Raw genomic sequence first — 23,387 nt, forward strand, 5'->3', positions numbered from 1 at the left:
GAGCGGCGTAGACTGGCAGGGTCGCGTGTCATCGAGGTTCTCATGGCTGACACACTGTCCGATATCCCACCCGTGCTGATCGTCGGCGCGGGGCCGACCGGTCTCGCCGCGGCGATGAGCCTCGCGCGGGCCCGCGTGCCGGTGCGCATCATCGATCGTCTCGCGGCGCCCGCGCCGTATTCGCGCGCGATCGGCATCCAGGCGCGCACGCTCGAGCTGCTGGAGCAGCATCGCGCGGTCGAACCGTTTCTCGCGCTCGGTCATCGCGCGCATGCGGCCGCGCTGCATGCCGACGGCCGCGAGATCGCGCGGCTCGATTTCGATCCGCTGCAAACGCGCTATCCGTATCTGCTGTTTCTCGATCAGAGCATCACCGAGCGCCTGCTGGCCGAACACCTGGCGCAGCTCGGCGTGACGGTCGAGCGCGGCGCGACGCTGACCGCGTGCGACGCGGGCGGCACGTCGCTCGACGTGTCGATCCGCCACGCGGACGGCCGCGACGAGTCGTTCGCGCCGTCGTACCTGATCGCGGCGGACGGCGCGCACAGCACGGTCAGGCATCTGCTCGGCCTGGGCTTTGCCGGGCAGGCGTTCGAACAGACGTTCCTGCTTGCCGATTTCGCGGCGATCCCCGATTGGCCGGACGAAGAGATCCACCTGTTCACGTCGTCCGACGGCATGGCCGGCCTGTTTCCGATGGGCGACGGCCGTTACCGGCTCGTGGCCGACCGTCCACCCGGCAGCGACGCGTCGTCCGATGCGCCGACGCCGACGCTCGCGGAGTGCGACGCGATCGTGCGTCGCCGTGCCGGCGTGTCGATCTCCCCGAGCGATCTCGCGTGGTCGTCCTATTTTCACCTGCATAGCCGGATGGTCGACCGGTTGCGTCACGGCCGCGTCTTTTTCGCGGGCGACGCCGCGCACGTCCACAGCCCGGCCGGCGCGCAGGGCATGAACACCGGCATCCAGGAAGCGTTCAATCTCGGCTGGAAGCTCGCGCGCGTGCTGGGCGCCGGCACGCCCGAGCGGCTGCTCGACACGTACCACGCGGAGCGCCATCCGATCGAGCGCGACGTGTTGCGGCAGACCGGATTCGTCACGCAGATGGTCGAAGCCGAGCGCGGCGCGATGCGGCTGCTGCGCGATCATGTCGTACCGCTGCTGGCGTCGTTCGGGCCGATGCGCGACGCGGTGCGGCGCACGGTCAGCGAGCTCGGCGTGCAGTACCGGAAAAGTCCGCTCACGCTCGAGCGCGTGCTCGACGGCGGCCCGCGCGCGGGCGAGCGGGCACCCGATGCACTCGTGCATGTGCTCGACGGGCCGCTCGGCCGCGCACCGGGGACGGCGCGGTTATACGATCTTCACGATCCGGCGAGCTTCACGCTGTTGCTGCTGGAAGAACCGGCGGATGCCGATACCGGCGAGGTGCCGCCGATGCCGGCCGACGCGCGGGCGCTCGGGCAGGGGCTCGAACGGATCATGCCGGAAGCGGTGCGCGCGTGGCGCGTCACCGATGCCGCAGGCGATGGCGCCGCCGGCCTGGCGCGGGAATACGGCCGCTCGCGGCCGTCGTTCTACCTGTTGCGGCCCGACGGTTATGTCGCCGTGCGCGGGCGCACGGCAACCGACGCGAACGCGCTGCTGCGCCACTGCGAAACCTGGTTCGCGGGCATGACGCAGTCCGCGTAGCGGCGCGGTCAGACGCTCGCGGCGGCGGGCACCAGCGAGGCCCGATGCGCGGCGACCGCGTCGCGCACGATCGGTGCCGTGCGTTGCGCGCCTTCGCTCGACGGATCGTCGAGCGCGGCGAGCAACGCGCGGCGCATCCGCGGTTCCCAGAAGCGCCGGAGATGGTCGGCGATGCCGGCCAGCGCTTCGTCGCGATCGGGCATCGATTCGAAGAATGCGCCGATCTGGTTGGCCATGTCGATCAGGTGTCCTTGATCCATCGCTGCCTCACTTGCCTGTCGTCACGGTGTCGGGCGTGGCCGCGCGGCGCTCGAGCAGGTCGATCTGCTCTGCGTTGAAACGCGCATACGCACGCTGCCAGTCGGACGGTTGCGCGACCGGCAGCACCTGCACGGCCGTCACCTTGTATTCGGGGCAGTTCGTCGCCCAGTCGGAACTGTCGGTCGTGATCACGTTCGCGCCCGATTCCGGGAAGTGGAACGTCGTGTATACGACGCCCGGCTGCATGCGCTCCGTCACGAGCGCGCGCAGCACCGTCTGCCCGGCGCGCGATTCGATGCCGACCCAGTCGTCGGTCCGGATCCCGCGATCCTGGGCGTCGTGCGGATGGATCTCGAGGCGGTCCTCTTCGTGCCACCGGACGTTTTCGGTCCGGCGCGTCTGCGCGCCGACGTTGTATTGCGACAGGATGCGGCCCGTCGTCAGGATCAGCGGATAGCGCTGCGTGACCTTCTCCGGCGTCGGAATGAACTTGGTGATCACGAACCGGCCCTTGCCGCGCACGAATGCGTCGATGTGCATGGTCGGCGTGCCGTCCGGCGCGTGCTCGTTGCACGGCCACTGGATGCTGCCGAGCGCGTCGAGCTTCTCGTACGACACGCCCGAGAAGGTCGGCGTGAGCCGCGCGATCTCGTCCATGATTTCCGACGGATGCGTGTAGTGCATGTCGTAGCCGAGCGCCTGCGACAGCAGCAGCGTCACTTCCCAGTCCGCGTAGCCCGCGAGCGGCGGCATCACCTTGCGCACGCGCGAGATGCGGCGCTCGGCGTTCGTGAACGTGCCGTCCTTCTCGAGGAACGTCGAACCCGGCAGCAGCACGTGCGCATATTTCGCGGTCTCGTTCAGGAAGATGTCCTGCACGACGATGCATTCCATCGCCGACAGCGCGGCCGCCACGTGTTGCGTGTTCGGGTCCGACTGGACGATGTCCTCGCCCTGGCAGTAGAGCCCCTTGAAGCTGCCGTCGAGCGCCGCGTCGAACATGTTCGGGATGCGCAGCCCCGGTTCCGGTTGCAGCGTGGCCGACCACGCCTGCTCGAACTGCGCGCGCACGACCGCGTCGCTGATGTGCCGGTAGCCGGGCAGTTCGTGCGGGAACGAGCCCATGTCGCACGAACCCTGCACGTTGTTCTGGCCGCGCAGCGGATTGACGCCGACGCCCTCGCGGCCGATGTTGCCGGTCGCCATCGCGAGGTTCGCGATGCCCATCACCGTCGTCGAGCCTTGCGCGTGTTCGGTGACGCCCAGCCCGTAATAGATCGCCGCGTTGCCGCCCGTCGCATAGAGGCGCGCGGCTTCGCGCACGCGTTCGGCCGGCACGCCCGTCACGTCGGCGGTCGCCTCCGGCGAATTCTCGTCGCGCGACACGAATTCGCGCCATTGCTCGAATGCGCGGGTATCGCAGCGTTCGGCGACGAAGGCGTCGGCGACGAGCCCCTCCGTGACGATCACGTGCGCGAGCGCGTTGACGATCGCGACGTTGGTGCCGGGGCGCAGTTGCAGGTGGTGCGTGGCCTTCACGTGCGGGCCGTCGACGACGTCGATGCGGCGCGGGTCGATCACGATCAGCTTCGCGCCTTCGCGCACGCGGCGCTTCATCCGCGAGCCGAACACCGGGTGGCCGTCGGTCGGGTTCGCGCCCATCACGACGATCACGTCGGCCTGGCCGACCGAGGCGAACGTCTGCGTGCCGGCCGATTCGCCGAGCGTCGTCTTGAGACCATAGCCGGTCGGCGAATGGCACACGCGCGCGCAGGTATCGACGTTGTTGTTGCCGAACGCGGCACGCACGAGCTTCTGCACGAGATAGGTTTCCTCGTTCGTGCAGCGCGACGACGTGATGCCGCCGATCGAGTCACGGCCGTACTTCTGCTGCAGCTTGCGGAATTGCGTAGCCGCATACGTGAGGGCTTCGTCCCAGCTCACTTCGCGCCACGGGGCGGTGATCTTCTCGCGGATCATCGGCTTCGTGATGCGGTCCTTGTGCGTCGCGTAGCCCCAGGCGAAACGTCCCTTCACGCACGCGTGGCCTTCGTTGGCGAGGCCGTTCTTGTGCGGCGTCATGCGCACGACCTGCGTGCCCTTCATCTCGGCCTTGAACGAGCAGCCGACACCGCAGTACGCGCAGGTCGTGACGACCGAGTGTTCGGCCTGCCCGAGCTGCACGACGGATTTTTCCTGCAGCGTGGCTGTCGGGCATGCGGCGACGCACGCGCCGCACGACACGCATTCCGATGCCATGAACGATTCGCTTTCGCCCGCGGCGACACGCGATTCGAAACCGCGCGCGGCGATCGTCAGGGCGAACGTGCCCTGCGTTTCCTCGCATGCGCGGACGCAGCGGTTGCAGACGATGCACTTCGACGGGTCGTACGTGAAATACGGATTCGATTCGTCCTTGCGGTCCTTCAGGTGATTCGCGCCGTCGAAGCCGTAGCGCACTTCGCGCAGCCCGACCACGCCCGCCATGTCCTGCAATTCGCAGTCGCCGTTGGCGGGGCAGGTGAGGCAGTCGAGCGGATGGTCGGAGATGTACAGCTCCATCACGTTGCGACGCAGCGACTGCAGCCGGTCCGACTGCGTGCGCACCTTCATGCCGGCTTCTGCGGGTGTCGTGCACGACGCCGGATAACCGCGCCGGCCTTCGATCTCGACGAGACACAGCCGGCACGAGCCGAACGGCTCGAGCGAATCGGTTGCGCAGAGCTTCGGGACGTTGACGCCGGCCTCGATCGCCGCGCGCATCACCGATGTGCCGGCCGGCACCGTCACCGGCTGGCCGTCGATTTCGAGCGTGACGTCGGTGTCGGCATGCCGTTGCGGCGTGCCGTAGTCGGTATCGTCGAACGGATCGCGGGCACGCGCCTGAGCGGCGCTCTTGCACGCGCATTGGCCCGAGCCGCAGCCGCCTTGGCGGACGTTGTTCGTGTCGAGGGACATGCAGGGCTCCTTCTGGGTCAGGCCGCGGCCTTGACCGGACCCGCTGCGGCATCCTTGCCGGCAGCGAGCCCGAAATCTTCGGGGAAATGGTCGAGCGCGGACAGCACCGGGTACGGCGTCATGCCGCCCATCGCGCACAGCGAGCCGGCCAGCATCGTGTCGCACAGGTCGCGCAGCAGCGTGACCTGACGCTCCGACGTGTCGCCGTCGCGGATGCGTGCGATCGTCTCGACACCGCGCGTCGAGCCGATCCGGCACGGCGTGCACTTGCCGCACGATTCGATCGCGCAGAACTTCATCGCGTATTCGGCCAGTTCGGCGAGGTTCGAGGTGTCGTCGTGCAGCACGATGCCGCCGTGACCGACGACCGCGCCGATCGCCGCATACGCCTCGTAGTCGAGCGGCACGTCCCACTGATGGTCGGGCAGGTAGGTGCCGAGCGGGCCGCCGACTTGCGCGGCGCGAGCGGGCCGGCCGCTGGCCGTGCCGCCGCCGAAGTCGAACAGCAGTTCGCGCAGCGTGACGCCGAACGCGAGTTCGACGAGGCCGCCTTGACGGATATTGCCCGCCAGCTGGAACGGCAGCGTGCCGCGCGAGCGGCCCATCCCGTAGTCGCGGTAGAACGCCGCGCCGCGCGCGAAAATCACCGGCGCCGTCGCGAGCGTGATCACGTTGTTGATGACGGTCGGCTGGCCGAACAGGCCCGCGAGCGCCGGCAGCGGCGGCTTCGCGCGCACGACGCCGCGCTTGCCCTCGAGCGATTCGAGCAGCGCGGTTTCCTCGCCGCACACGTACGAGCCCGCGCCTTTCGCGACGTGCAGCTCGAACGCGTGCGCGGAGCCGAGCACGTGCTCGCCGAGCCAGCCGGCTTCGCGCGCGCGGACGATCGCGGCTTCGAGTGTCGCGATCGCGTGCGGGTATTCGCTGCGCACGTAGATGTAGCCGACCGTCGCGCCCGTCGCGATGCCCGCGATGATCATCCCTTCGATCAGGCAGTACGGATCGCACTCCATGATCAGGCGGTCGGAGAACGTGCCCGAATCGCCTTCGTCCGCGTTGCAGACGATGTATTTCTGCGCGGCGTGCGCGTGCCGCACGGTGCGCCACTTGATGCCGGCCGGGAACGCCGCGCCGCCGCGGCCGCGCAGCCCCGATTCGATCAGCGTCTCGCAGGCGGCGTCGCCGTCGAGCGACAGTGCGTTCTTCAGGCCGGCGAGTCCTTCGTACCGCAGGTAGTCGTCGATCGACAGCGGGTCGGTCAGGCCGATCCGCGCGAACGTGAGGCGCTGCTGGCGCGCGAGATAGGGCAGTGCGTCGACGAGGCCGACGCTGCTCGGGTGCGTGCCGCCCTCGAGCCAGTGGGCGTCGAACAGCGCGGGCACGTCGGTGGCCGACAGGTTTGCATAGCCGACGCGGCCCGCGGCCGTGCCGATCTCGACGAGCGGCTCGAGCCACAGCAGCCCGCGCGAGCCGTTGCGGACCAGTTCGATCGCGACGCCGCGCCGTTCGGCCTCCGCGACGATCGCGGCGGCGAGCGCGTCCGCGCCGAGCGCCAGCGCGGACGAATCGCGTGGAACGTAGATGCGGGTCGTCATGCGGCCTCCTGCGAGTGGGCGACCGCGTCGGCGAGCAACGCGTCGAATTTCTCCGGCGTGACCTTCGCGTGCAGCACGCCGTTGACCGTCAGCGACGGCGACTGCGCGCACAATCCGAGGCAGTACACCGATTCGAGCGCGACGGCGTCCGGCGCGCGCGCAGCGGCGGCATCGCCGTGTGCCGCGTCGAACCGGCAGCCCGTGCGCGCCTCCGCATGGGCGGCGAGCGTTTCGCCACCCATGCTGCGGCACGCTTCGGCGCGGCACATCTGGATCGTCACGCGCGCGGGCGGCGCGGTGCGGAAGTGATGGTAGTAAGTCAGTACGCCGTGGACTTCCGCACGCGACAGGTTGAGTGCCTTGGCGAGCGGTGCGACGCAACCCGGCGGCACGTAGCCCGCGTCGTCCTGGATCGCGTGCAGGATCGCGACGAGCGACCGGCCGGCGCGCGCATGACGCTCGACGAGCGCGTCGGGCGCAGGGGAATTCGGGGACATCGGTTATGCTCCTCCAAAATCTCATATGCGCTTGCAGTTCATATAGTGCGCATCTCGACTTCGTTCTGATTGATTTTTATCAACCATAAGCGGAACATTCCGCGGTCGCAATAGGAAATCGGAGTGCATAATTGATTCGGATCGAATGCGACGCGTATCTGACCGTACGCGACACGGAAGGCCGGTCGGCCAGCCTGTCGGACGTCGCGCCGTTGCTCGAACTCGTGGCCGACACGGGCAGCATTGCGCAGGCGGCACAGGCCAAGGGGCTGTCGTACCGGCACGCGTGGGGCATGCTCCGCGCGCTGGAAGCGTGCATCGGCGGCGAGTTGATCGAAACGGCACGCGGCAAGGGCTCGACGCTGTCGGCGCTCGGGCAGGCGGTCGTCGATGCGCAGCGCCTCGCGCGCAGCCGGCTCGACGGGAATTTGCGCACGCTGGCGGCCGAAGTGGCGAGCGACCTGAACCGGCGGCTCGCGCAGCGCGACGGCGCTGTGCGCATCCATGCGTCGCACGGCTACGCGGTCGCGACGCTCGTCTCCGCGCTCGTCGATGCGCAGGCGGCCGTCGACATCAAGTATCGCGAGAGCATCGAGGCCGTACAGGCGCTCTCGCGCGGCGAATGCGACCTGGCGGGCTTCCATCTGCCGCGCGGCGCGTTCCGCGCGCAGTGCGCGCAGATCTACCGGCCGTGGCTCGACGACACGCGCCACGTGCTGATCCACCTGACGCGTCGTCAACAGGGGCTGTTCGTGCTGCGTGGCAACCCGAAGCAGGTCCGCGGTCTCGCGGATCTCGCGCGCAACGACATCCGCTTCGTCAACCGGCAGCCGGGGTCGGGCACGCGCATGTTGCTGGACCTCGCGCTGCGTGCGATCGGCATCGATCCGGAGCGCGTCGACGGCTATGCATCGGCCGAGCTCACGCATTCGGCGATCGCGGCATTCGTCGCGAGCGGGATGGCCGATCTCGGCTTCGGCGTCGAGCCGGCCGCGCATCATTTCGGGCTCGACTTCATCCCGGTCGTCGACGAGGACTATTACTTCGCATGCGAACGTGCGCGGCTCGACGCCCGGCCGCTCGCCGGCGTACTGGCGCTGCTGCGCGACGCACGTTTCGTCGAGCGCGTCGCGCATCTGGACGGCTACGATCCGGCCGCGTGCGGCACGCTGACGGGCATCGCGGCCGGGCTGGCCGGCGACGACGGCGCGCAGGCGCGGCACGGCAATTCCCGGTAACGGGGACGCGATCGGGTCGCGCTGCAACAGCGGGGGATTTGCGCTACGCTTGGCGCTTGATCAACGTTCCAACAAGCACGCCGTTCAGGCGTCATTCCGCCATGAAATTTTCCGTTCCCCACGCCGCGGCAGCGTTGACCGCGGGGCTGCTGGTCGTCGTTTCGCCGTTTGCGTCCGCGCAGAATTCCCCGGGTGTGCCGGGCGGCATCCTGAGCGAACAGTTTCGTTTGAACGAGCATCCGCAGATGCCGTTCGCGGCGTCGGCGCCATCGCAGAAATACCAGGGCGGCAAGAAGTCGGCGTTGCGCCGCAAGGGCGACCTGGGTGACCCGAACGGCTGCAACCTGAAGTGCCCGATGGATACCCAGTAATGCGCTGACCGGCGCGTTTGTGCCCGGGGTGAGGCGCCGTGCTTTCGCACGACTGCCCATCATCTGACCGCGGGTGGACGAGCGTCGATTCCGGGCCTATTGGTGGTCGAGCCCCGCAAAGCGTTACCGCTTTGCGGGGCTCGTGCTTTTCGACGGGCCCGCATCCAACGGGGTGCCGGGCGGAGCCGCCGTACGCACGTCTGGCCATCCCGCTCATTGATCTAGGGTTAACCCGTAATTCAGGAAGGATGTCTTCCAGAAACCTGCCTTATTCTTAAGCATCTGCCTACATAAACTTCGGTTTGTCAGCGATGAACAAGGTGTTCACCGCGAACACAGACAAATCTGGAGGTAGGTCATCATGAAGTCGCTCATTCAAGCCGTCGTCGTTGCCGCTGCGCTCGTTGCCCCGGTCGTGTCGTTCGCCCAGTCGGGCTCGACGATCACCCGCGCGCAGGTTCGTGCCGAACTGGTCCAGCTCCAGCAGGCCGGTTACAACTCCGCCCGCGGCGAAGATCCGCATTATCCGGAAGCGATCCAGGCCGCGACGGCCCGGGTTGCAGAGCAGCAGCGTGCGCTGGCGCAAGCGCAAGGCGCCGACGTCAGCGGCTACGGCGCACAGGCGCAGGGCGCATCGGCATCGGGTTCGCGTGCGATGGGCGTGCGTCCCGCCAGCGCTGAAGAAATGAAGTCGCTGTATCGCGGCAGTTGAGCCGCGCGTCGCCCGGCGCGAACCGGTCGCGACGACGCGTCGTGGCCGGGGCCGCGGTAGCCGGGCTGGCCGCCGTCAGGCGCAGCGAGTGACTGCGCGGGGGCGGCCGACCATCCGTCACCTCCTGCCGCCGGAGTACCGGCGGCATTCCGCCCGGCCGCCCGTCCGTCAGTGGCTGGGCGCTTTTTCGGCAGGAGAGGGAGGCATGCGTTTCGCCGGCAACAAAAAACCCCGCAGACTTGCGTCATGCGGGGTTCGTGCGACGAGCGCGGAATTTGGTGGAGGCGGCGGGAATCGAACCCGCGTCCAGAAGCGCTCCACGACTAGTTCTACATGTTTAGTCCAGTCTTTTGATTTAACCGCAGCGACGCGGACGAACACGCTGCACTACGGCGATTCGCTAGATTTTCGACCCTGGCGTCGCGACGCCGACAGGGCTTAACTGACGTAAATGACCTCTGGCGGTATTGCTACCGGTCTTGCGACACTAGCCCGTCAGTGAACTAGGCAGAGGACGGCGGCCCTTAGGCTGCCAGTGCGAACGTATCGTCGTTTGCAGTTACGATTTTCCCATTGATTAACGAGGTGACGGGTCCTCGACATGCCCTAGCCGCTTCACAACCCCTGTCGAAACCAGGTCGCCCCCGCGGATAAGATCAATCATTATAGCCCAACATCGCGCAGCAGTTCGCGCAGTTCCTGCGTCGTATCGACGAGATGCTGCGCCTGCCAGTCGGTCGGTGCGACGCCGTCGCCGCAATAGCCGTACGCGGCCGCGACCGTCGCCATGCCGGCCGCGCTGCCGGCCTGAATGTCGCGCAGGTCGTCGCCGACGTAGACGATGCGCGCGGGCGCGAGCGTCAACTGGTCGGCCGCGTGCAGCAGCGGGGCCGGGTGCGGCTTCGGGTGCGGCGTTGTGTCGCCCCCGACGATGCAAGCGGCGCGCGGTGCGAGACCGAGCAGGTCGACGAGTGGCGCCGTGAGCCGCATCGCCTTGTTCGTGACGATCCCCCAGCGCACGCCGCGCGCATCGAGTTCGTCGAGCACGTCGCCGATGCCGGGGAACAGCACCGTATGCACGCAGAGATCCGTCGCGTAGTTGGCCAGGAACTCGTCGCGCATCGCTTCGTAGCCGGGCGTGCGCGGATCGATGCCGAACGCGCCGCCGAGCAGGCCGCGCGCGCCGGCCGAGGCCAGCGGCCGCAACACGTCGAGCGACGTTTCGGGCAGGCCGCGCTCGCGTTGCATCTTGTTGACGGCCGCCGCGAGATCGGGCGCCGTGTCGGCGAGCGTGCCGTCGAGGTCGAACAGCACGGCATCGCAGTGCAGCAGGCGCGGTTCGTCGGCTGCCCGCGCGGTCGAAAGGGGATTCGTCATGCCGGTCGGAAGGTCACGCGCCGCGGCGGCACGCGATGAGGTAGTTGATGTCGGTGTCGTTCGACAGCGCGAAGCGCTTGCCGATCGGGTGATACGTGATGCCCTTGATCTCCACGATGTGCAGATCGGTCGCGCGCACGAAGCCCGCCAGTTCCGACGGACGGATGAAACGCGCGTAGTCGTGCGTGCCCTTCGGCAGCATCTGCGCGATGTACTCCGCACCGATCACCGCGAACAGGTAGGACTTCAGGTTGCGGTTCAGCGTCGAGAAGAACACCCAGCCGCCCGGCTTCACGAGCGTCGCGCATGCGGCGACGATATCGCCGGGCGACGGCACGTGCTCGAGCATTTCCATGCACGTGACGACGTCGTAGGTGCCTGGTTCGCGCGCGGCGATCGCTTCGGCGGCGATCGCCTCGTAGTCGACCATGATGCCGCTTTCGAGGCTGTGGAGGTCGGCGACGCCAAGCGCTTCGGTCGACAGGTCGATGCCCTTCACCTGGGCGCCGAGTCCGGCCATCGATTCGGACAGGATGCCGCCGCCGCAGCCGATGTCGAGCGCGCGTTTGCCGGCCAGGTGCGCGTGCGCATCGATCCAGCCGAGCCGGACCGGGTTCAGGTCGTGCAGCGGCTTGAATTCGGCATTCGGATCCCACCACCGGTGGGCGAGGTCGCTGAATTTCTGGAGTTCGTGCGGATCGGCGTTGGTCATGTCGGCAAACGGGCTACAGGAGGAGGGCGGTGCTGCGGTTCGTCAGACCCGAGTATATAAGAAGCAGGCGAGCGGCGAAGCGACGAGCGCCCGGACGGGCATCAATGAAAAAGCCCCGCCGGAGCGGGGCTTTGAAGCAGTCGAAAACCGCGGCTTAGTTTGCCGGAACGGTCGTCTTCTGCACTTGCTGCGTACCAACCACTTCGACTTCCACGCGGCGGTCCGGTGCGAGGCAGGCGATGAGCTGCTTGCGGTTCTTCTGGTTGCAGCCAGTCGTAACCGGGTTGCGCTTGCCCTTGCCTTCCGTGTAGATCTTGTTGGCCGGCACACCCTTGCTGACCAGGTACGACTTCACGGCTTGCGCACGGCGCAGCGACAGACGGTCGTTGTACTTGTCCGAACCGATGCGGTCCGTGTAGCCCGTTGCAACGACGACTTCCGTGTTCATGCCTTCGATCTTCGAAGCCAGTTCGTCCAGCTTTTGCTTGCCAAGCGGCTTGAGCGTTGCCTTGTCGAAGTCGAACAGTGCGTCGGCTTGATACGTGATCTTCTGGCTCGTGATGGCCGGAGCGACCGGAGCGACCGGCGGCTGCGGTGCCTGGGCGACCAGTGCGCCATCGCACTTCGCGTTGGCGGTGGCCGGCGTCCAGAACGCATCGCGCCAGCAGAGCTCGTTCGTGCCGTTCATCCACACCCATTCGCCCGTGCCGTTCACCCAGTTGTCATTGACGGCTTGACGCGACGCCGGCACCGACTGTGCCGAAGCGGATGCAGCCATAACTGCGGTAGCTGCAATGAACGCGAGCTTTGAAAGTTTATTCATATTTCTCCTCTCGAAATTGAGATTACCGCAGGTTTACTGCGAGCCTGTTGACGGTGACAAGTCATACATTGCTCGAAGTATAACATTGGTGCGGCACAAAAAACGCGGCACCGCTCTGTGTAGACTTCGAGCAGCGTCTAACTTTCAGTGCGTTGGCATTTTGCCATATCGTTCCCTTCCTACGAAAAAAAATCCTCCCCACCCTAAGATCGCTTCAACTTTGTGGTGCATGCGCAACACCGCCCTGCCGCAACTTTTAGAGATTGTCAAGAGTGTGTCGGCGAAATTGCGCGAATGTGTGCTGTTGTTTACACGTGCGCGCGAAACACGCGTGACGGGATGGCCTGCGACGTCGCGTCGCGTGCGATGTCGGTCGAATCGCCGCTGCCGCGATTTTTGCTATTTATATATAGAGGGGTCGCGAATTGGCGGCTGATGGGCGCATGTTAGAATCTCGCGTTGCGTTGCGCATGCAGCGCCCACGCGAAAGGCGTTCGCCGTCTTCGCTCCGAAACGATACGGATACATGGATCAATTCGCCAAAGAGACCCTGCCCACCTCCCTAGAGGAGGAAATGCGCCGTTCGTATCTCGATTACGCGATGAGCGTGATCGTCGGACGTGCCCTCCCGGATGTCCGCGATGGCCTGAAGCCCGTGCACCGGCGCGTGTTGTTCGCGATGCACGAACTGAACAACGACTGGAACCGTGCGTACAAGAAGTCGGCGCGTATCGTCGGCGACGTGATCGGTAAGTACCACCCTCACGGCGATACCGCGGTCTACGACACGATCGTGCGGATGGCGCAGGACTTCTCGCTGCGCTACATGCTGATCGACGGGCAAGGCAACTTCGGCTCGATCGACGGCGACAATGCCGCGGCGATGCGTTACACCGAAATTCGCATGGCGAAGATCGGTCACGAGCTGCTCGCCGACATCGACAAGGAAACGGTCGATTTCGAGCCGAACTACGACGGCAACGAAACGCAGCCGTCCGTCCTGCCGGCGCGCATCCCGAACCTGCTGATCAACGGCTCGTCGGGCATCGCGGTCGGCATGGCGACCAACATCCCGCCGCACAACCTGAACGAAGTCGTCGACGCGTGTCAGCACCTGCTGGGCAACCCCGAAGCGACGATCGACGAACTGATCGAGATCATCCCGGCGCCGGACTTCCCGACGGCCGGCATCATCTACGGCGTCGCCGGCGTGCGCGACGGCTACCGCACCGGGCGCGGGCGCGTCGTGATGCGCGCGGCCACCCACTTCGAGGAAATCGACCGCGGCCAGCGGATGGCGATCATCGTCGACGAGCTGCCGTACCAGGTGAACAAGCGCTCGCTGCTCGAGCGGATCGCCGAGCTCGTCAACGAGAAGAAGCTGGAAGGCATCTCCGACATCCGCGACGAGTCCGACAAGAGCGGCATGCGCGTCGTGATCGAGCTCAAGCGCGGTGAAGTGCCGGAAGTGGTGCTGAACAACCTGTACAAGGCGACGCAGCTCCAGGACACGTTCGGCATGAACATGGTCGCGCTCGTCGACGGTCAGCCGAAGCTGCTGAACCTGAAGGAAATCCTGCAGTGCTTCCTGTCGCACCGACGCGAAGTGCTGACGCGCCGCACGATCTACGAACTGCGCAAGGCCCGCGAACGCGGCCACGTGCTCGAGGGTCTCGCGGTCGCGCTCGCGAACATCGATGAGTTCATCGCGATCATCAAGGCCGCGCCGACGCCGCCGATCGCGAAGCAGGAGCTGATGGCGAAGCCGTGGGATTCGTCGCTCGTGCGCGAGATGCTGACCCGTGCCGAAGCCGAGAACGCGTCGGCGGGCGGCCGTTCCGCGTATCGTCCGGAAGGCCTGAACCCGGCGTTCGGCATGCAGGGCGACGGGTTGTACCGCCTGTCCGACACGCAGGCCCAGGAAATCCTGCAGATGCGTCTGCAGCGCCTGACCGGCCTCGAGCAGGACAAGATCATCGGCGAGTACCGCGAAGTGATGGCGCAGATCGCCGACCTGCTGGACATCCTCGCGCGCCCCGAGCGGATCACGACGATGATCGGCGAGGAGCTGACTTCGGTGAAGGCCGAATTCGGCGACGCGCGCCGCTCGAGGATCGAGCTGAACGCGACCGAGCTGAACACCGAGGATCTGATCACGCCGCAGGACATGGTCGTCACGATGTCGCATGCGGGCTACGTGAAGTCGCAGCCGCTGTCCGAGTACCGCGCGCAGAAGCGCGGCGGCCGCGGCAAGCAGGCGACGCAGATGAAGGAAGACGACTGGATCGAGACGCTGTTCATCGCGAACACGCACGACTACATCCTGTGCTTCTCGAACCGCGGCCGCGTGTACTGGGTCAAGGTCTACGAAGTGCCGCAGGGCTCGCGCAACTCGCGCGGCCGCCCGATCGTCAACATGTTCCCGCTGCAGGAAGGCGAGAAGATCAACGTCGTGCTGCCGGTCAAGGAGTTCTCGGCCGACAAGTTCATCTTCATGGCGACGTCGCTCGGTACCGTGAAGAAGACGCCGCTCGAGGCATTCAGCCGTCCGATGAAGAAGGGCATCATCGCGGTCGGCCTCGACGATGGCGACTACCTGATCGGTGCGTCGATCACCGACGGCGCGCACGACGTGATGCTGTTCTCCGACGCCGGCAAGGCCGTGCGCTTCGACGAGAACGACGTGCGTCCGATGGGGCGCGAGGCGCGCGGCGTGCGCGGCATGCAGCTCGAGGACGGGCAGCAGGTCATCGCGATGCTGGTTGCCGGCAGCGAGGAGCAGACCGTGCTCACCGCGACCGAGAACGGCTACGGCAAGCGCACGCCGATCACCGAATACACGCGTCACGGCCGCGGCACGAAGGGTATGATCGCGATCCAGACGTCGGAGCGTAACGGCAAGGTCGTCGCGGCGACGCTCGTCGACGCCGAAGATCAGATCATGCTGATCACGACGGCGGGCGTGTTGATTCGCACCCGCGTTTCCGAGATTCGCGAGATGGGACGGGCCACGCAAGGTGTTACACTCATCAGTCTCGATGAAGGTACCAAGCTCTCGGGCCTGCAGCAGATCGCGGAGGCAGAAGAGGGCGATGGCGAGGCCGACGAGGCGTCGGACGGCGAAGCCTGAAGAACGGATGAGACTCTGACCGCCGCGGGCGCGAAGCGCCGCGGCCGGCGAGCAACCATTCATATTTCCAAAAGGGAGTGATGATGCAAAAGCAATTCAAGCAACTGGTCCTGCTGGCCGCACTGGTGCCGACGTTCGCGATGGCGCAAGCGCTGTCGAATTCCGCACCGGCGCCCGCCGCGGCAGCTGCGCCGATCGACGCTGACAAGAAGGCGGCGATCAAGGATTTGCTCGACGCGATCGACGCGCCGAAGCTCGTGTCGGCAATCGGCAACAGCGCCGAAATGCAGGCCAAGCAACTCGTGCCGGCGATCCTGTCGGACGCGCTGTCGGAAAACAAGACGCTGAACGACAAGCAGAAGCAGGCTGCCGTTCCGACGCTGCAGAAGAACGCCGTGCCGAAGCTGGTCGACGGCGCGGGCAAGGTGTTCGGTACGCAGCAGTTCCAGAGCGACGCGATGTCGGCTCAGTACGACGCGTACGCGAAGTACTACAGCACGTCGGAGATCAAGGATCTGACGACGTTCTACAAGAGCCCGACGGGCCGCAAGTTCATCCAGGTGCAGGATCAGGTCGGTCGCGACGTGGTCAACGGCCTGATGCAGAAGTACATGCCGCAAGCGATCCAGGCAACGCGTACGCAGGCTGACAAGGAAGTCGCAGCAGTCAAGCCGGGCAAGTAAAGCCGTCCGGGCACGCCCCCGGCCGTTCGGCCGGGTTTGGCGGGAGCCTGACGACAGTGCGATAATGGCCGTTTGCGCGCGAGCGCAAACGGCCATTTCTTTTCTGGCGCGTTCTGCCGGCGGCGAGCCGGTCGCGTCCCTCCGAGGTTTTCACGATGCGCGTCTTTAATTTCTCCGCCGGCCCTGCGGCGATGCCCGAGGAAGTGCTGCGGCAAGCGGCCGACGAAATGCTCGACTGGCACGGCAGCGGCATGAGCGTGATGGAGATGAGCCATCGCGGCAAGGAGTTCATGTCGATCCACGAGGCCGCGCTGACCGACCTGCGCGACCTGCTCGGCGTGCCGGCCAGCCACCGGATCCTGTTCCTGCAGGGGGGCGGCATCGCGGAAAACGCGATCGTGCCGATGAACCTGCTCGGCTCGCGCAAGACGGCCGACTTCGTCGTGACGGGGTCGTGGTCGCAGAAGTCGTTCAATGAGGCGAAGAAGTTCTGCACGCCGCATCTCGCCGCAACCGGCAAGACGGAAGACGGCTTCACGCGTGCGCCCGCACGCGCCGAATGGCAGCTGTCGGACGATCCGGCCTACGTGCATCTGTGCACCAACGAGACGATCGACGGCGTCGAGACGTTCGAGATTCCCGATCTCGGCGACGTGCCGCTGGTCGCGGACGTCTCGTCGCACATCCTGTCGCGCCCGATGGACGTCGCGAAATACGGCGTGCTGTTCGGCGGCGCGCAGAAGAACATCGGGATGGCCGGCGTGACGGTCGTGATCGTGCGCGAGGATCTGCTCGATCGCGCGCTGTCGATCTGCCCGTCCGCGTTCGAGTGGAAGACCGTCGCCGCGAACAACTCGCTGTACAACACGCCGCCCACCTACGCGATCTACATCGCGGGCCTCGTGTTCCAGTGGCTGAAGCGGCAGGGCGGCCTCGAGGCGATCGAGGCCCGCAACATCGAAAAGGCGAAGCTGCTCTACGACACGATCGATGCGAGCAGCTTCTATCTGAACAAGGTCGAGCCGGCAGCGCGTTCGCGGATGAACGTGCCGTTTTTCCTGGCCGACGAAACGCGCAATGAAGACTTCCTCGCCGGCGCAAAGGCGCGCGGGCTGCTGCAGCTGAAGGGCCACAAGTCCGTCGGCGGCATGCGGGCGTCGATCTACAACGCGGTGCCGCTCGAGGGCGTGAAAGCGCTCGTCGAGTACATGAAGGACTTCGAGCAGCGCGGCGCCTGACGGCGGCGCTGCTCAAACAGCACGGCAAAACGCATGGACGACGAACTGAATTCCCGCCTGAAACCGCTGCGCGATCGCATCGACGCGATCGACGCGCAGCTGATCGCGCTCCTGAACCAGCGCGCCTCGGTGGCGCTGGAGGTGGGCGAGGTCAAGAAGCATTTCAACGCGCCGGTGTTCCGGCCGGAGCGCGAGCTGCAGGTGATCGCACGGCTGCAGGACATGAGCGCGGGGCCGCTCGCGAGCGAGCACATCAGCGCCATCTGGCGCGAGATCATGGCCGCGAGCCGCGCGCTCGAGCAGACGATCCACGTCGCATTCCTCGGGCCGGTCGGCACGTACAGCGAACAGGCGATGCTCGAGTATTTCGGCCAGTCGATCGAAGGGCTGCCGTGCCCGTCGATCGACGAGGTGTTCCGCTCGGTCGAGGCCGGTGCGTCCGCGTTCGGCATCGCGCCGGTCGAGAATTCGACCGAAGGGGCCGTATCGCGCACGCTCGACCTGCTGCTGCAGACGCAACTGCTGATCAGCGGCGAGCTGGCGCTGCCGATCCACCACAACCTGCTGACGCAAAGCGGCACGCTCGACGGCGTGAAGCGTGTCTGCGCGCATGCGCAGGCGCTCGCGCAATGCCAGCAGTGGCTCGCGGCGAACGCGCCGCAGCTCGAGCGGCAGGCGGTGGCGAGCAATGCCGAGGCCGCCCGCCTCGCGGCGGCCGATCCGACCGTCGCCGCGATCGCGGGCGACCGCGCGGCCGCGCACTACGGCCTGCAGATCGCGTTCTCGCTGATCCAGGACGATCCGCACAACCGCACGCGTTTCGTGATCATCGGCAAGCAGCCGGCCGGGCAAAGCGGTCACGACCAGACGTCGCTGATCGTGTCGGTGAAGAACGAGCCGGGCGCCGTGTTCAAGCTGCTCGAGCCGCTCGCGCGGCACGGCGTGTCGATGACGCGTTTCGAGTCGCGTCCGGCGCGCGTCGGCACCTGGGAGTACTACTTCTACATCGACATCGAAGGGCACCGCGACGATGCGGCGGTGGCGGCCGCGCTTGCGGAACTCGGCCAGAAGGCCGCGTTCCTGAAGATACTCGGTTCGTATCCGCGCGCACGCTGACGCGCTGGTGCGCCGCCCGCTCGCGCGGGCGTGGCGGCCAGGCGGGCAGGGCAGGCCGTTCGGCGCTGCCGAAGGCGGGTTCGGGCGGCATCCGGCGCTGGTTGCGCCGGGTGCGGACCCGTGGCCCGGAATCTGGAATTCCGCGTGCGGGGCGTCGTTCCGCGCGCGTAACTTGGCTCTTCTCGTGTCAGGCTTTGCATTCAACAAACTGGTCATCTTCGGCGTCGGCCTGATCGGCGGCTCGCTGGCGCGCGCGTTGCGCGAGCGCGCGCCGGGCGGTGCGGGCGAGGTCGTCGGCGTGGGCCGTTCGCGTCGCTCGGTCGAGCGCGCGCTGACGCTCGGCGTGATCGATCGCGCGGCGGCACTCGACGACGATGCGCAGTTGCGCGACGCGCTCGCCGGCGCCGATCTCGTGCTGCTGGCGGCACCGGTCGCCCAGACGGGCCCGTTGCTCGCGCGCATCGCGCCGTGGCTCGACGATGCGACGATCGTCACCGATGCCGGCAGCACCAAGTCCGACGTCGTCGCGGCCGCGCGCGCGGCGCTCGGCGCGCGGATCGCGCAGTTCGTGCCGGGGCATCCGATCGCCGGCCGCGAATCGAGCGGCGTCGAGGCCGCGTTGCCGGACCTGTACGTCGGCCGCAACGTCGTGCTGTGCCCGCTGCCGGAGAACGCGCCCGAGTCGGTCGCGCGGATCGACGCGATGTGGCGCGCGAGCGGCGCCGACGTGCGCACGATGAGCACCGAGCAGCACGATCGCGTGTTCGCGTCGATCAGCCATCTGCCGCACGTGCTGTCGTTCGCGCTCGTCGAGCAGATTCTCGGCGAGGCCGACGCGGAACTGAAATTCTCGTACGCGGCGGGCGGCTTCCGCGATTTCACGCGCATCGCGGCGTCGAGCCCGGAGATGTGGCGCGACGTCTGCGTCGCGAACCGCGCGGCGCTGCTCGACGAACTCGACGGCTACACGCGTGTGCTCGCGCGGCTGCGCGCGGCGATCGACGCCGGCGACGGCGCGGCGCTCGAAGCCGTGTTCACGCGCTCGCGCGCCGCACGCAAGGCATGGCAGGAGCGCGGCGGCGCGCCCGCTGCCGAACCGGTCAAGAAATAACAGGACGATTCCCATGGACTATCTCGATCTCGGCCCGTACTCCAGCGCATCGGGCACCGTGCGCCTGCCCGGCTCGAAAAGCATCTCGAACCGCGTGCTGCTGCTTGCGGCGCTGGCCGAAGGCGAAACGACGATCACCAACCTGCTCGACTCCGACGACACGCGCGTGATGCTCGACGCGCTCGGCAAGCTCGGCGTGAAGCTCGCGCGCGACGGCGACACCTGTGTCGTCACGGGCACGCGCGGCGCCTTCACCGCGAAGACGGCCGACCTGTTCCTCGGCAACGCGGGCACGGCCGTGCGGCCGCTGACCGCGGCGCTCGCGGTGAATGGCGGCGACTATCGCGTGCACGGCGTGCCGCGCATGCACGAGCGGCCGATCGGCGATCTCGTCGACGGCCTGCGCCAGATCGGCGCGCAGATCGACTACGAGCTGAACGAAGGCTACCCGCCGTTGCGGATCAAGCCCGCGACGATCTCGGTCGATGCGCCGATCCGCGTGCGCGGCGACGTGTCGAGCCAGTTCCTCACGGCGCTCCTGATGACGCTGCCGCTCGTGAAGGCGAAGGACGGCCGGACCGTCGTCGAGGTCGACGGCGAGCTGATCTCGAAGCCGTACATCGACATCACGATCCGGCTGATGGAGCGCTTCGGCGTGACCGTCGAGCGCGACGGCTGGCAGCGTTTCGTCGTGCCGGCCGGCGTCCGCTACCGCTCGCCGGGGCGGATCATGGTCGAGGGCGACGCGTCGTCCGCATCGTACTTCCTCGCGGCCGGCGCGCTCGGCGGCGGCCCGCTGCGCGTCGAGGGCGTGGGGCGCGCGAGCATCCAGGGCGACGTCGGCTTCGCGAACGCGCTGATGCAGATGGGCGCGAACGTGACGATGGGCGACGACTGGATCGACGTGCGCGGCATCGGCCACGACCACGGCAAGCTCGAACCGATCGACATGGACTTCAACCTGATTCCCGATGCGGCGATGACCATCGCGGTCGCGGCGCTGTTCGCGAACGGCACGAGCACGCTGCGCAACATCGCGAGCTGGCGCGTGAAGGAGACCGACCGCATCGCCGCGATGGCGACCGAGTTGCGCAAGGTCGGCGCGATCGTCGAGGAAGGCCCCGATTATCTCGTCGTCACGCCGCCGGAAAAGCTCACGCCGAACGCGGCGATCGATACGTACGACGATCACCGGATGGCGATGTGCTTCTCGCTCGTCAGCCTGGGCGGCGTGCCGGTGCGGATCAACGACCCGAAGTGCGTCGGCAAGACGTTCCCCGACTATTTCGACCGCTTCGCCGCGCTCGCCAAAGCCTGACCCGACTGTACCGATGAAATCGACCCGACCCTTTCACCCGACTCCCGTCATCACGATCGACGGCCCGACCGCCTCCGGCAAGGGCACCGTTGCCGCGCTCGTCGCCGCGCACCTTGGCTTCCACCTGCTCGACAGCGGCGCGCTGTACCGGCTCGCCGCGCTCGCGAGCGTGCGCTACGGCATCGCGGCGGAGGACATCGACGCGCTGGTGAAGCTGATCGACGATCTCCACATCACCTTTCGTGAAGGCTGTGCGCAGCTCGACGGCGTCGACGTGTCGAACGACATCCGCGCCGAAGCGGTCGGCAACCGCGCGTCGGCCATTGCCGTGCACGGGCCCGTGCGCACCGCGCTCGTCGCGCGCCAGCGCGCGTTCCGCAAGACGCCGGGCCTCGTCGCGGACGGGCGCGACATGGGGACGGTGATCTTCCCGGATGCCGTGCTGAAGGTGTTCCTGACGGCCAGCGCGGAGGCTCGCGCGACCAGACGGCATAAGCAATTGATGCAAAAAGGTTTTTCTGCTAATATGGATGACTTGCTCCGGGATCTTCGTGAACGTGACGCGCGCGACAGCAATCGCGCGGCCGCGCCGCTGAAGCCTGCGGCAGATGCCAAGCTGCTCGATACGTCGGCGCTGTCGGTCGATGAAGCCGTCGATCAAGTGCTGCAGTGGTACCGGGCGCTCGGCCAGCCCGCCTGAGAAGGCGGGCAGCGGTAGGTGTTCCGCGTCGCAAGCGCGGAGCGTGTTTCGAACCCTTAACCCCGTGTGGTCATCGATCTGGCCCTTTCAGCCTGCCATTCCGGCCGGCGTGGCACAGCGATCCATGCACAATCAGATTTTTATGTCCGACCTGCAAACCTCCACCCCGAATACCGAATCCTTTGCGGCTCTGTTCGAAGAGTCGCTGACCCGCCAAGACATGCGCGCCGGCGAAGTGATTTCCGCCGAAGTCGTGCGCGTCGACCACAACTTCGTGGTCGTCAATGCAGGCCTGAAGTCCGAGGCTTACATTCCGATCGAGGAATTCCTGAACGATCAGGGCGAGGTTGAGGTGCAGTCGGGCGATTTCGTGTCCGTCGCGATCGACGCACTCGAAAACGGCTACGGCGACACGATCCTGTCGCGCGACAAGGCAAAGCGCCTTGCATCGTGGCTGTCGCTGGAAAAGGCACTCGACAACAACGAACTCGTCACCGGCACGATCACCGGCAAGGTGAAGGGCGGCATGACCGTGATGGTCAACGGCATCCGCGCGTTCCTGCCGGGTTCGCTGGTCGACACGCGTCCGGTCAAGGACACGACCCCGTACGAAGGCAAGACGCTCGAGTTCCGCGTGATCAAGCTCGATCGCAAGCGTAACAACGTCGTGCTGTCGCGTCGTGCCGTGATCGAAGCAACGCAAGGCGAAGAGCGCGCGAAGCTGCTCGAGACGCTGAAGGAAGGCGCGATCGTCAACGGCGTGGTCAAGAACATCACCGACTACGGCGCGTTCGTCGACCTCGGCGGCATCGACGGCCTGCTGCACATCACCGACATCGCATGGCGTCGCGTGCGTCACCCGAGCGAAGTCCTGTCGGTTGGCCAGGAAGTCACCGCGAAGATCCTCAAGTTCGACCAAGAGAAGAACCGCGTCTCGCTGGGCATCAAGCAACTGGGCGACGATCCGTGGGAAGGCATCTCGCGCCGTTACCCGTCGGGCACGCGCCTGTTCGGCAAGGTCACGAACATCACCGACTACGGCGCATTCGTCGAAGTGGAATCGGGCATCGAAGGCCTCGTCCACGTGTCGGAAATGGACTGGACCAACAAGAACGTTGCGCCGTCGAAGGTTGTCCAGCTGGGCGACGAAGTCGAAGTCATGGTCCTCGAGATCGACGAAGACCGTCGTCGTATCAGCCTCGGCATGAAGCAGTGCAAGCCGAATCCGTGGGATGACTTCAGCCGCAACTTCAAGAAGGGCGACAAGATCACGGGCGCAATCAAGTCGATCACCGACTTCGGCGTGTTCATCGGTCTGCCGGGCGGCATCGACGGCCTGGTCCACCTGTCGGACCTGTCGTGGAGCGAAGCCGGCGAAGAAGCCGTTCGCAAGTACAAGAAGGGCGACGAAGTCGAAGCCATCGTGCTCGGTATCGACGTCGAGAAGGAGCGTATTTCGCTCGGCATCAAGCAACTCGAAGGCGACCCGTTCAGCAACTACGTTGCAATGAACGACAAGGGCTCGATCGTCGACGGCGTCGTGAAGACGGTCGATGCGAAGGGTGCGGTCATCACGCTGACGGGCGACATCGAAGGCTACCTGCGTGCGTCGGAAATCTCGCAGGATCGCGTCGAAGATGCACGCAACGTGCTGAAGGAAGGCGACAAGGTCAACGCGATGGTGATCAACATCGATCGCAAGTCGCGCGGCATCAACCTGTCGATCAAGGCAAAGGATTCGGCTGAGCAACAGGAAGCGATCCGCGGCCTGCAGTCGGACACGAGCGCTGCTGCGACCGGTACGACCAACCTCGGCGCGCTGCTGAAGGCGAAGCTCGACGGCCAGAACCAGTAAGCC

The 23,387-nt window shown here is 66.5% G+C and carries 19 protein-coding genes and 1 other RNA gene; 12 read left to right on the forward strand and 8 right to left on the reverse strand.

Annotated elements, in window-relative coordinates; genetic code table 11:
* The first annotated feature begins 42 nt into the window (after positions 1–42).
* A complete protein-coding gene (locus VXM69_RS24390; protein ID WP_367189363.1) occupies positions 43–1,689 on the forward strand; it encodes an FAD-dependent monooxygenase in 1,647 nt (548 codons plus the stop codon).
* An 8-nt stretch (positions 1,690–1,697) separates the two neighbouring features.
* Here the strand turns inward: VXM69_RS24390 and VXM69_RS24395 are convergent, their stop codons facing one another.
* The 4 genes from VXM69_RS24395 to VXM69_RS24410 are packed head-to-tail and all read right to left on the reverse strand — an operon-like array spanning position 1,698 to position 7,000.
* A complete protein-coding gene (locus VXM69_RS24395) occupies positions 1,698–1,949 on the reverse strand; it encodes a formate dehydrogenase subunit delta (RefSeq protein WP_200088889.1) in 252 nt (83 codons plus the stop codon).
* 7 nt (positions 1,950–1,956) lie between these two features.
* A complete protein-coding gene (gene fdhF, locus VXM69_RS24400) occupies positions 1,957–4,908 on the reverse strand; it encodes a formate dehydrogenase subunit alpha (RefSeq protein ID WP_367189364.1) in 2,952 nt (983 codons plus the stop codon).
* A 17-nt stretch (positions 4,909–4,925) separates the two neighbouring features.
* Positions 4,926–6,503, reverse strand: a complete 1,578-nt coding sequence (locus VXM69_RS24405) for an NADH-quinone oxidoreductase subunit NuoF (RefSeq protein ID WP_034187416.1) — start codon at positions 6,501–6,503, stop codon at positions 4,926–4,928.
* The gene (locus VXM69_RS24410) at positions 6,500–7,000 is read right to left on the reverse strand and encodes an NAD(P)H-dependent oxidoreductase subunit E (RefSeq protein ID WP_049033191.1); all 501 of its coding nucleotides are present in this window, start codon (positions 6,998–7,000) and stop codon (positions 6,500–6,502) included. The genes VXM69_RS24405 and VXM69_RS24410 overlap by 4 nt, the downstream gene beginning before the upstream one ends.
* A 131-nt stretch (positions 7,001–7,131) precedes the next feature.
* On the opposite strand from VXM69_RS24410, the gene VXM69_RS24415 reads away from it, so the two are divergent.
* The 3 genes from VXM69_RS24415 to VXM69_RS24425 all read left to right on the forward strand — a co-directional run bounded on the left by VXM69_RS24415 (position 7,132) and on the right by VXM69_RS24425 (position 9,321).
* Complete coding sequence (locus VXM69_RS24415; RefSeq protein ID WP_124669189.1) at positions 7,132–8,238, forward strand: substrate-binding domain-containing protein; 1,107 nt, start codon at positions 7,132–7,134, stop codon at positions 8,236–8,238.
* A gap of 101 nt (positions 8,239–8,339) precedes the next feature.
* Positions 8,340–8,609 carry a hypothetical protein gene (locus VXM69_RS24420; protein WP_049033188.1) on the forward strand — a complete coding sequence of 90 codons (270 nt, stop codon included), beginning with the start codon at positions 8,340–8,342 and terminating at the stop codon, positions 8,607–8,609.
* Between the two features lie 361 nt (positions 8,610–8,970).
* Positions 8,971–9,321, forward strand: a complete 351-nt coding sequence (locus VXM69_RS24425; protein WP_367189365.1) for a DUF4148 domain-containing protein — start codon at positions 8,971–8,973, stop codon at positions 9,319–9,321.
* 276 nt (positions 9,322–9,597) lie between these two features.
* Here VXM69_RS24425 and ssrA read toward each other — a convergent pair.
* From ssrA to ompA, 4 genes are all read right to left on the reverse strand, one after another.
* Positions 9,598–9,967: a transfer-messenger RNA gene (ssrA, locus tag VXM69_RS24430) on the reverse strand.
* A 17-nt stretch (positions 9,968–9,984) separates the two neighbouring features.
* Positions 9,985–10,698, reverse strand: coding sequence for a phosphoglycolate phosphatase (gene gph, locus VXM69_RS24435; RefSeq protein WP_367189366.1), 714 nt, complete (start codon positions 10,696–10,698; stop codon positions 9,985–9,987).
* 13 nt (positions 10,699–10,711) lie between these two features.
* Complete coding sequence (gene ubiG / locus VXM69_RS24440; RefSeq protein ID WP_034187422.1) at positions 10,712–11,410, reverse strand: bifunctional 2-polyprenyl-6-hydroxyphenol methylase/3-demethylubiquinol 3-O-methyltransferase UbiG; 699 nt, start codon at positions 11,408–11,410, stop codon at positions 10,712–10,714.
* 154 nt (positions 11,411–11,564) lie between these two features.
* Positions 11,565–12,233, reverse strand: coding sequence for an outer membrane protein OmpA (gene ompA, locus VXM69_RS24445; protein ID WP_006476579.1), 669 nt, complete (start codon positions 12,231–12,233; stop codon positions 11,565–11,567).
* Between the two features lie 526 nt (positions 12,234–12,759).
* Here ompA and gyrA point away from each other — a divergent pair.
* From gyrA to rpsA, 8 genes are all read left to right on the forward strand, one after another.
* Complete coding sequence (gyrA, locus tag VXM69_RS24450) at positions 12,760–15,363, forward strand: DNA gyrase subunit A (protein ID WP_034187423.1); 2,604 nt, start codon at positions 12,760–12,762, stop codon at positions 15,361–15,363.
* Positions 15,364–15,446: 83 nt separating this feature from the next.
* Positions 15,447–16,046, forward strand: coding sequence for a DUF2059 domain-containing protein (locus VXM69_RS24455; protein ID WP_034187466.1), 600 nt, complete (start codon positions 15,447–15,449; stop codon positions 16,044–16,046).
* A gap of 155 nt (positions 16,047–16,201) precedes the next feature.
* Complete coding sequence (gene serC / locus VXM69_RS24460) at positions 16,202–17,284, forward strand: 3-phosphoserine/phosphohydroxythreonine transaminase (RefSeq protein WP_034187424.1); 1,083 nt, start codon at positions 16,202–16,204, stop codon at positions 17,282–17,284.
* A gap of 33 nt (positions 17,285–17,317) precedes the next feature.
* Complete coding sequence (gene pheA / locus VXM69_RS24465) at positions 17,318–18,400, forward strand: prephenate dehydratase (protein ID WP_069706142.1); 1,083 nt, start codon at positions 17,318–17,320, stop codon at positions 18,398–18,400.
* A gap of 184 nt (positions 18,401–18,584) precedes the next feature.
* Positions 18,585–19,511, forward strand: coding sequence for a prephenate dehydrogenase/arogenate dehydrogenase family protein (locus VXM69_RS24470; RefSeq protein WP_034187467.1), 927 nt, complete (start codon positions 18,585–18,587; stop codon positions 19,509–19,511).
* Between the two features lie 13 nt (positions 19,512–19,524).
* Positions 19,525–20,829, forward strand: coding sequence for a 3-phosphoshikimate 1-carboxyvinyltransferase (gene aroA, locus VXM69_RS24475; RefSeq protein WP_027811969.1), 1,305 nt, complete (start codon positions 19,525–19,527; stop codon positions 20,827–20,829).
* 13 nt (positions 20,830–20,842) lie between these two features.
* Complete coding sequence (gene cmk / locus VXM69_RS24480; RefSeq protein ID WP_060131095.1) at positions 20,843–21,529, forward strand: (d)CMP kinase; 687 nt, start codon at positions 20,843–20,845, stop codon at positions 21,527–21,529.
* Positions 21,530–21,653: 124 nt separating this feature from the next.
* Complete coding sequence (rpsA, locus tag VXM69_RS24485; RefSeq protein WP_309290345.1) at positions 21,654–23,384, forward strand: 30S ribosomal protein S1; 1,731 nt, start codon at positions 21,654–21,656, stop codon at positions 23,382–23,384.
* The last annotated feature ends 3 nt before the right edge of the window (positions 23,385–23,387 follow it).

The organism is Burkholderia sp. Ed8 (genome assembly GCF_040761425.1).
Lineage (GTDB): Bacteria > Pseudomonadota > Gammaproteobacteria > Burkholderiales > Burkholderiaceae > Burkholderia > Burkholderia seminalis.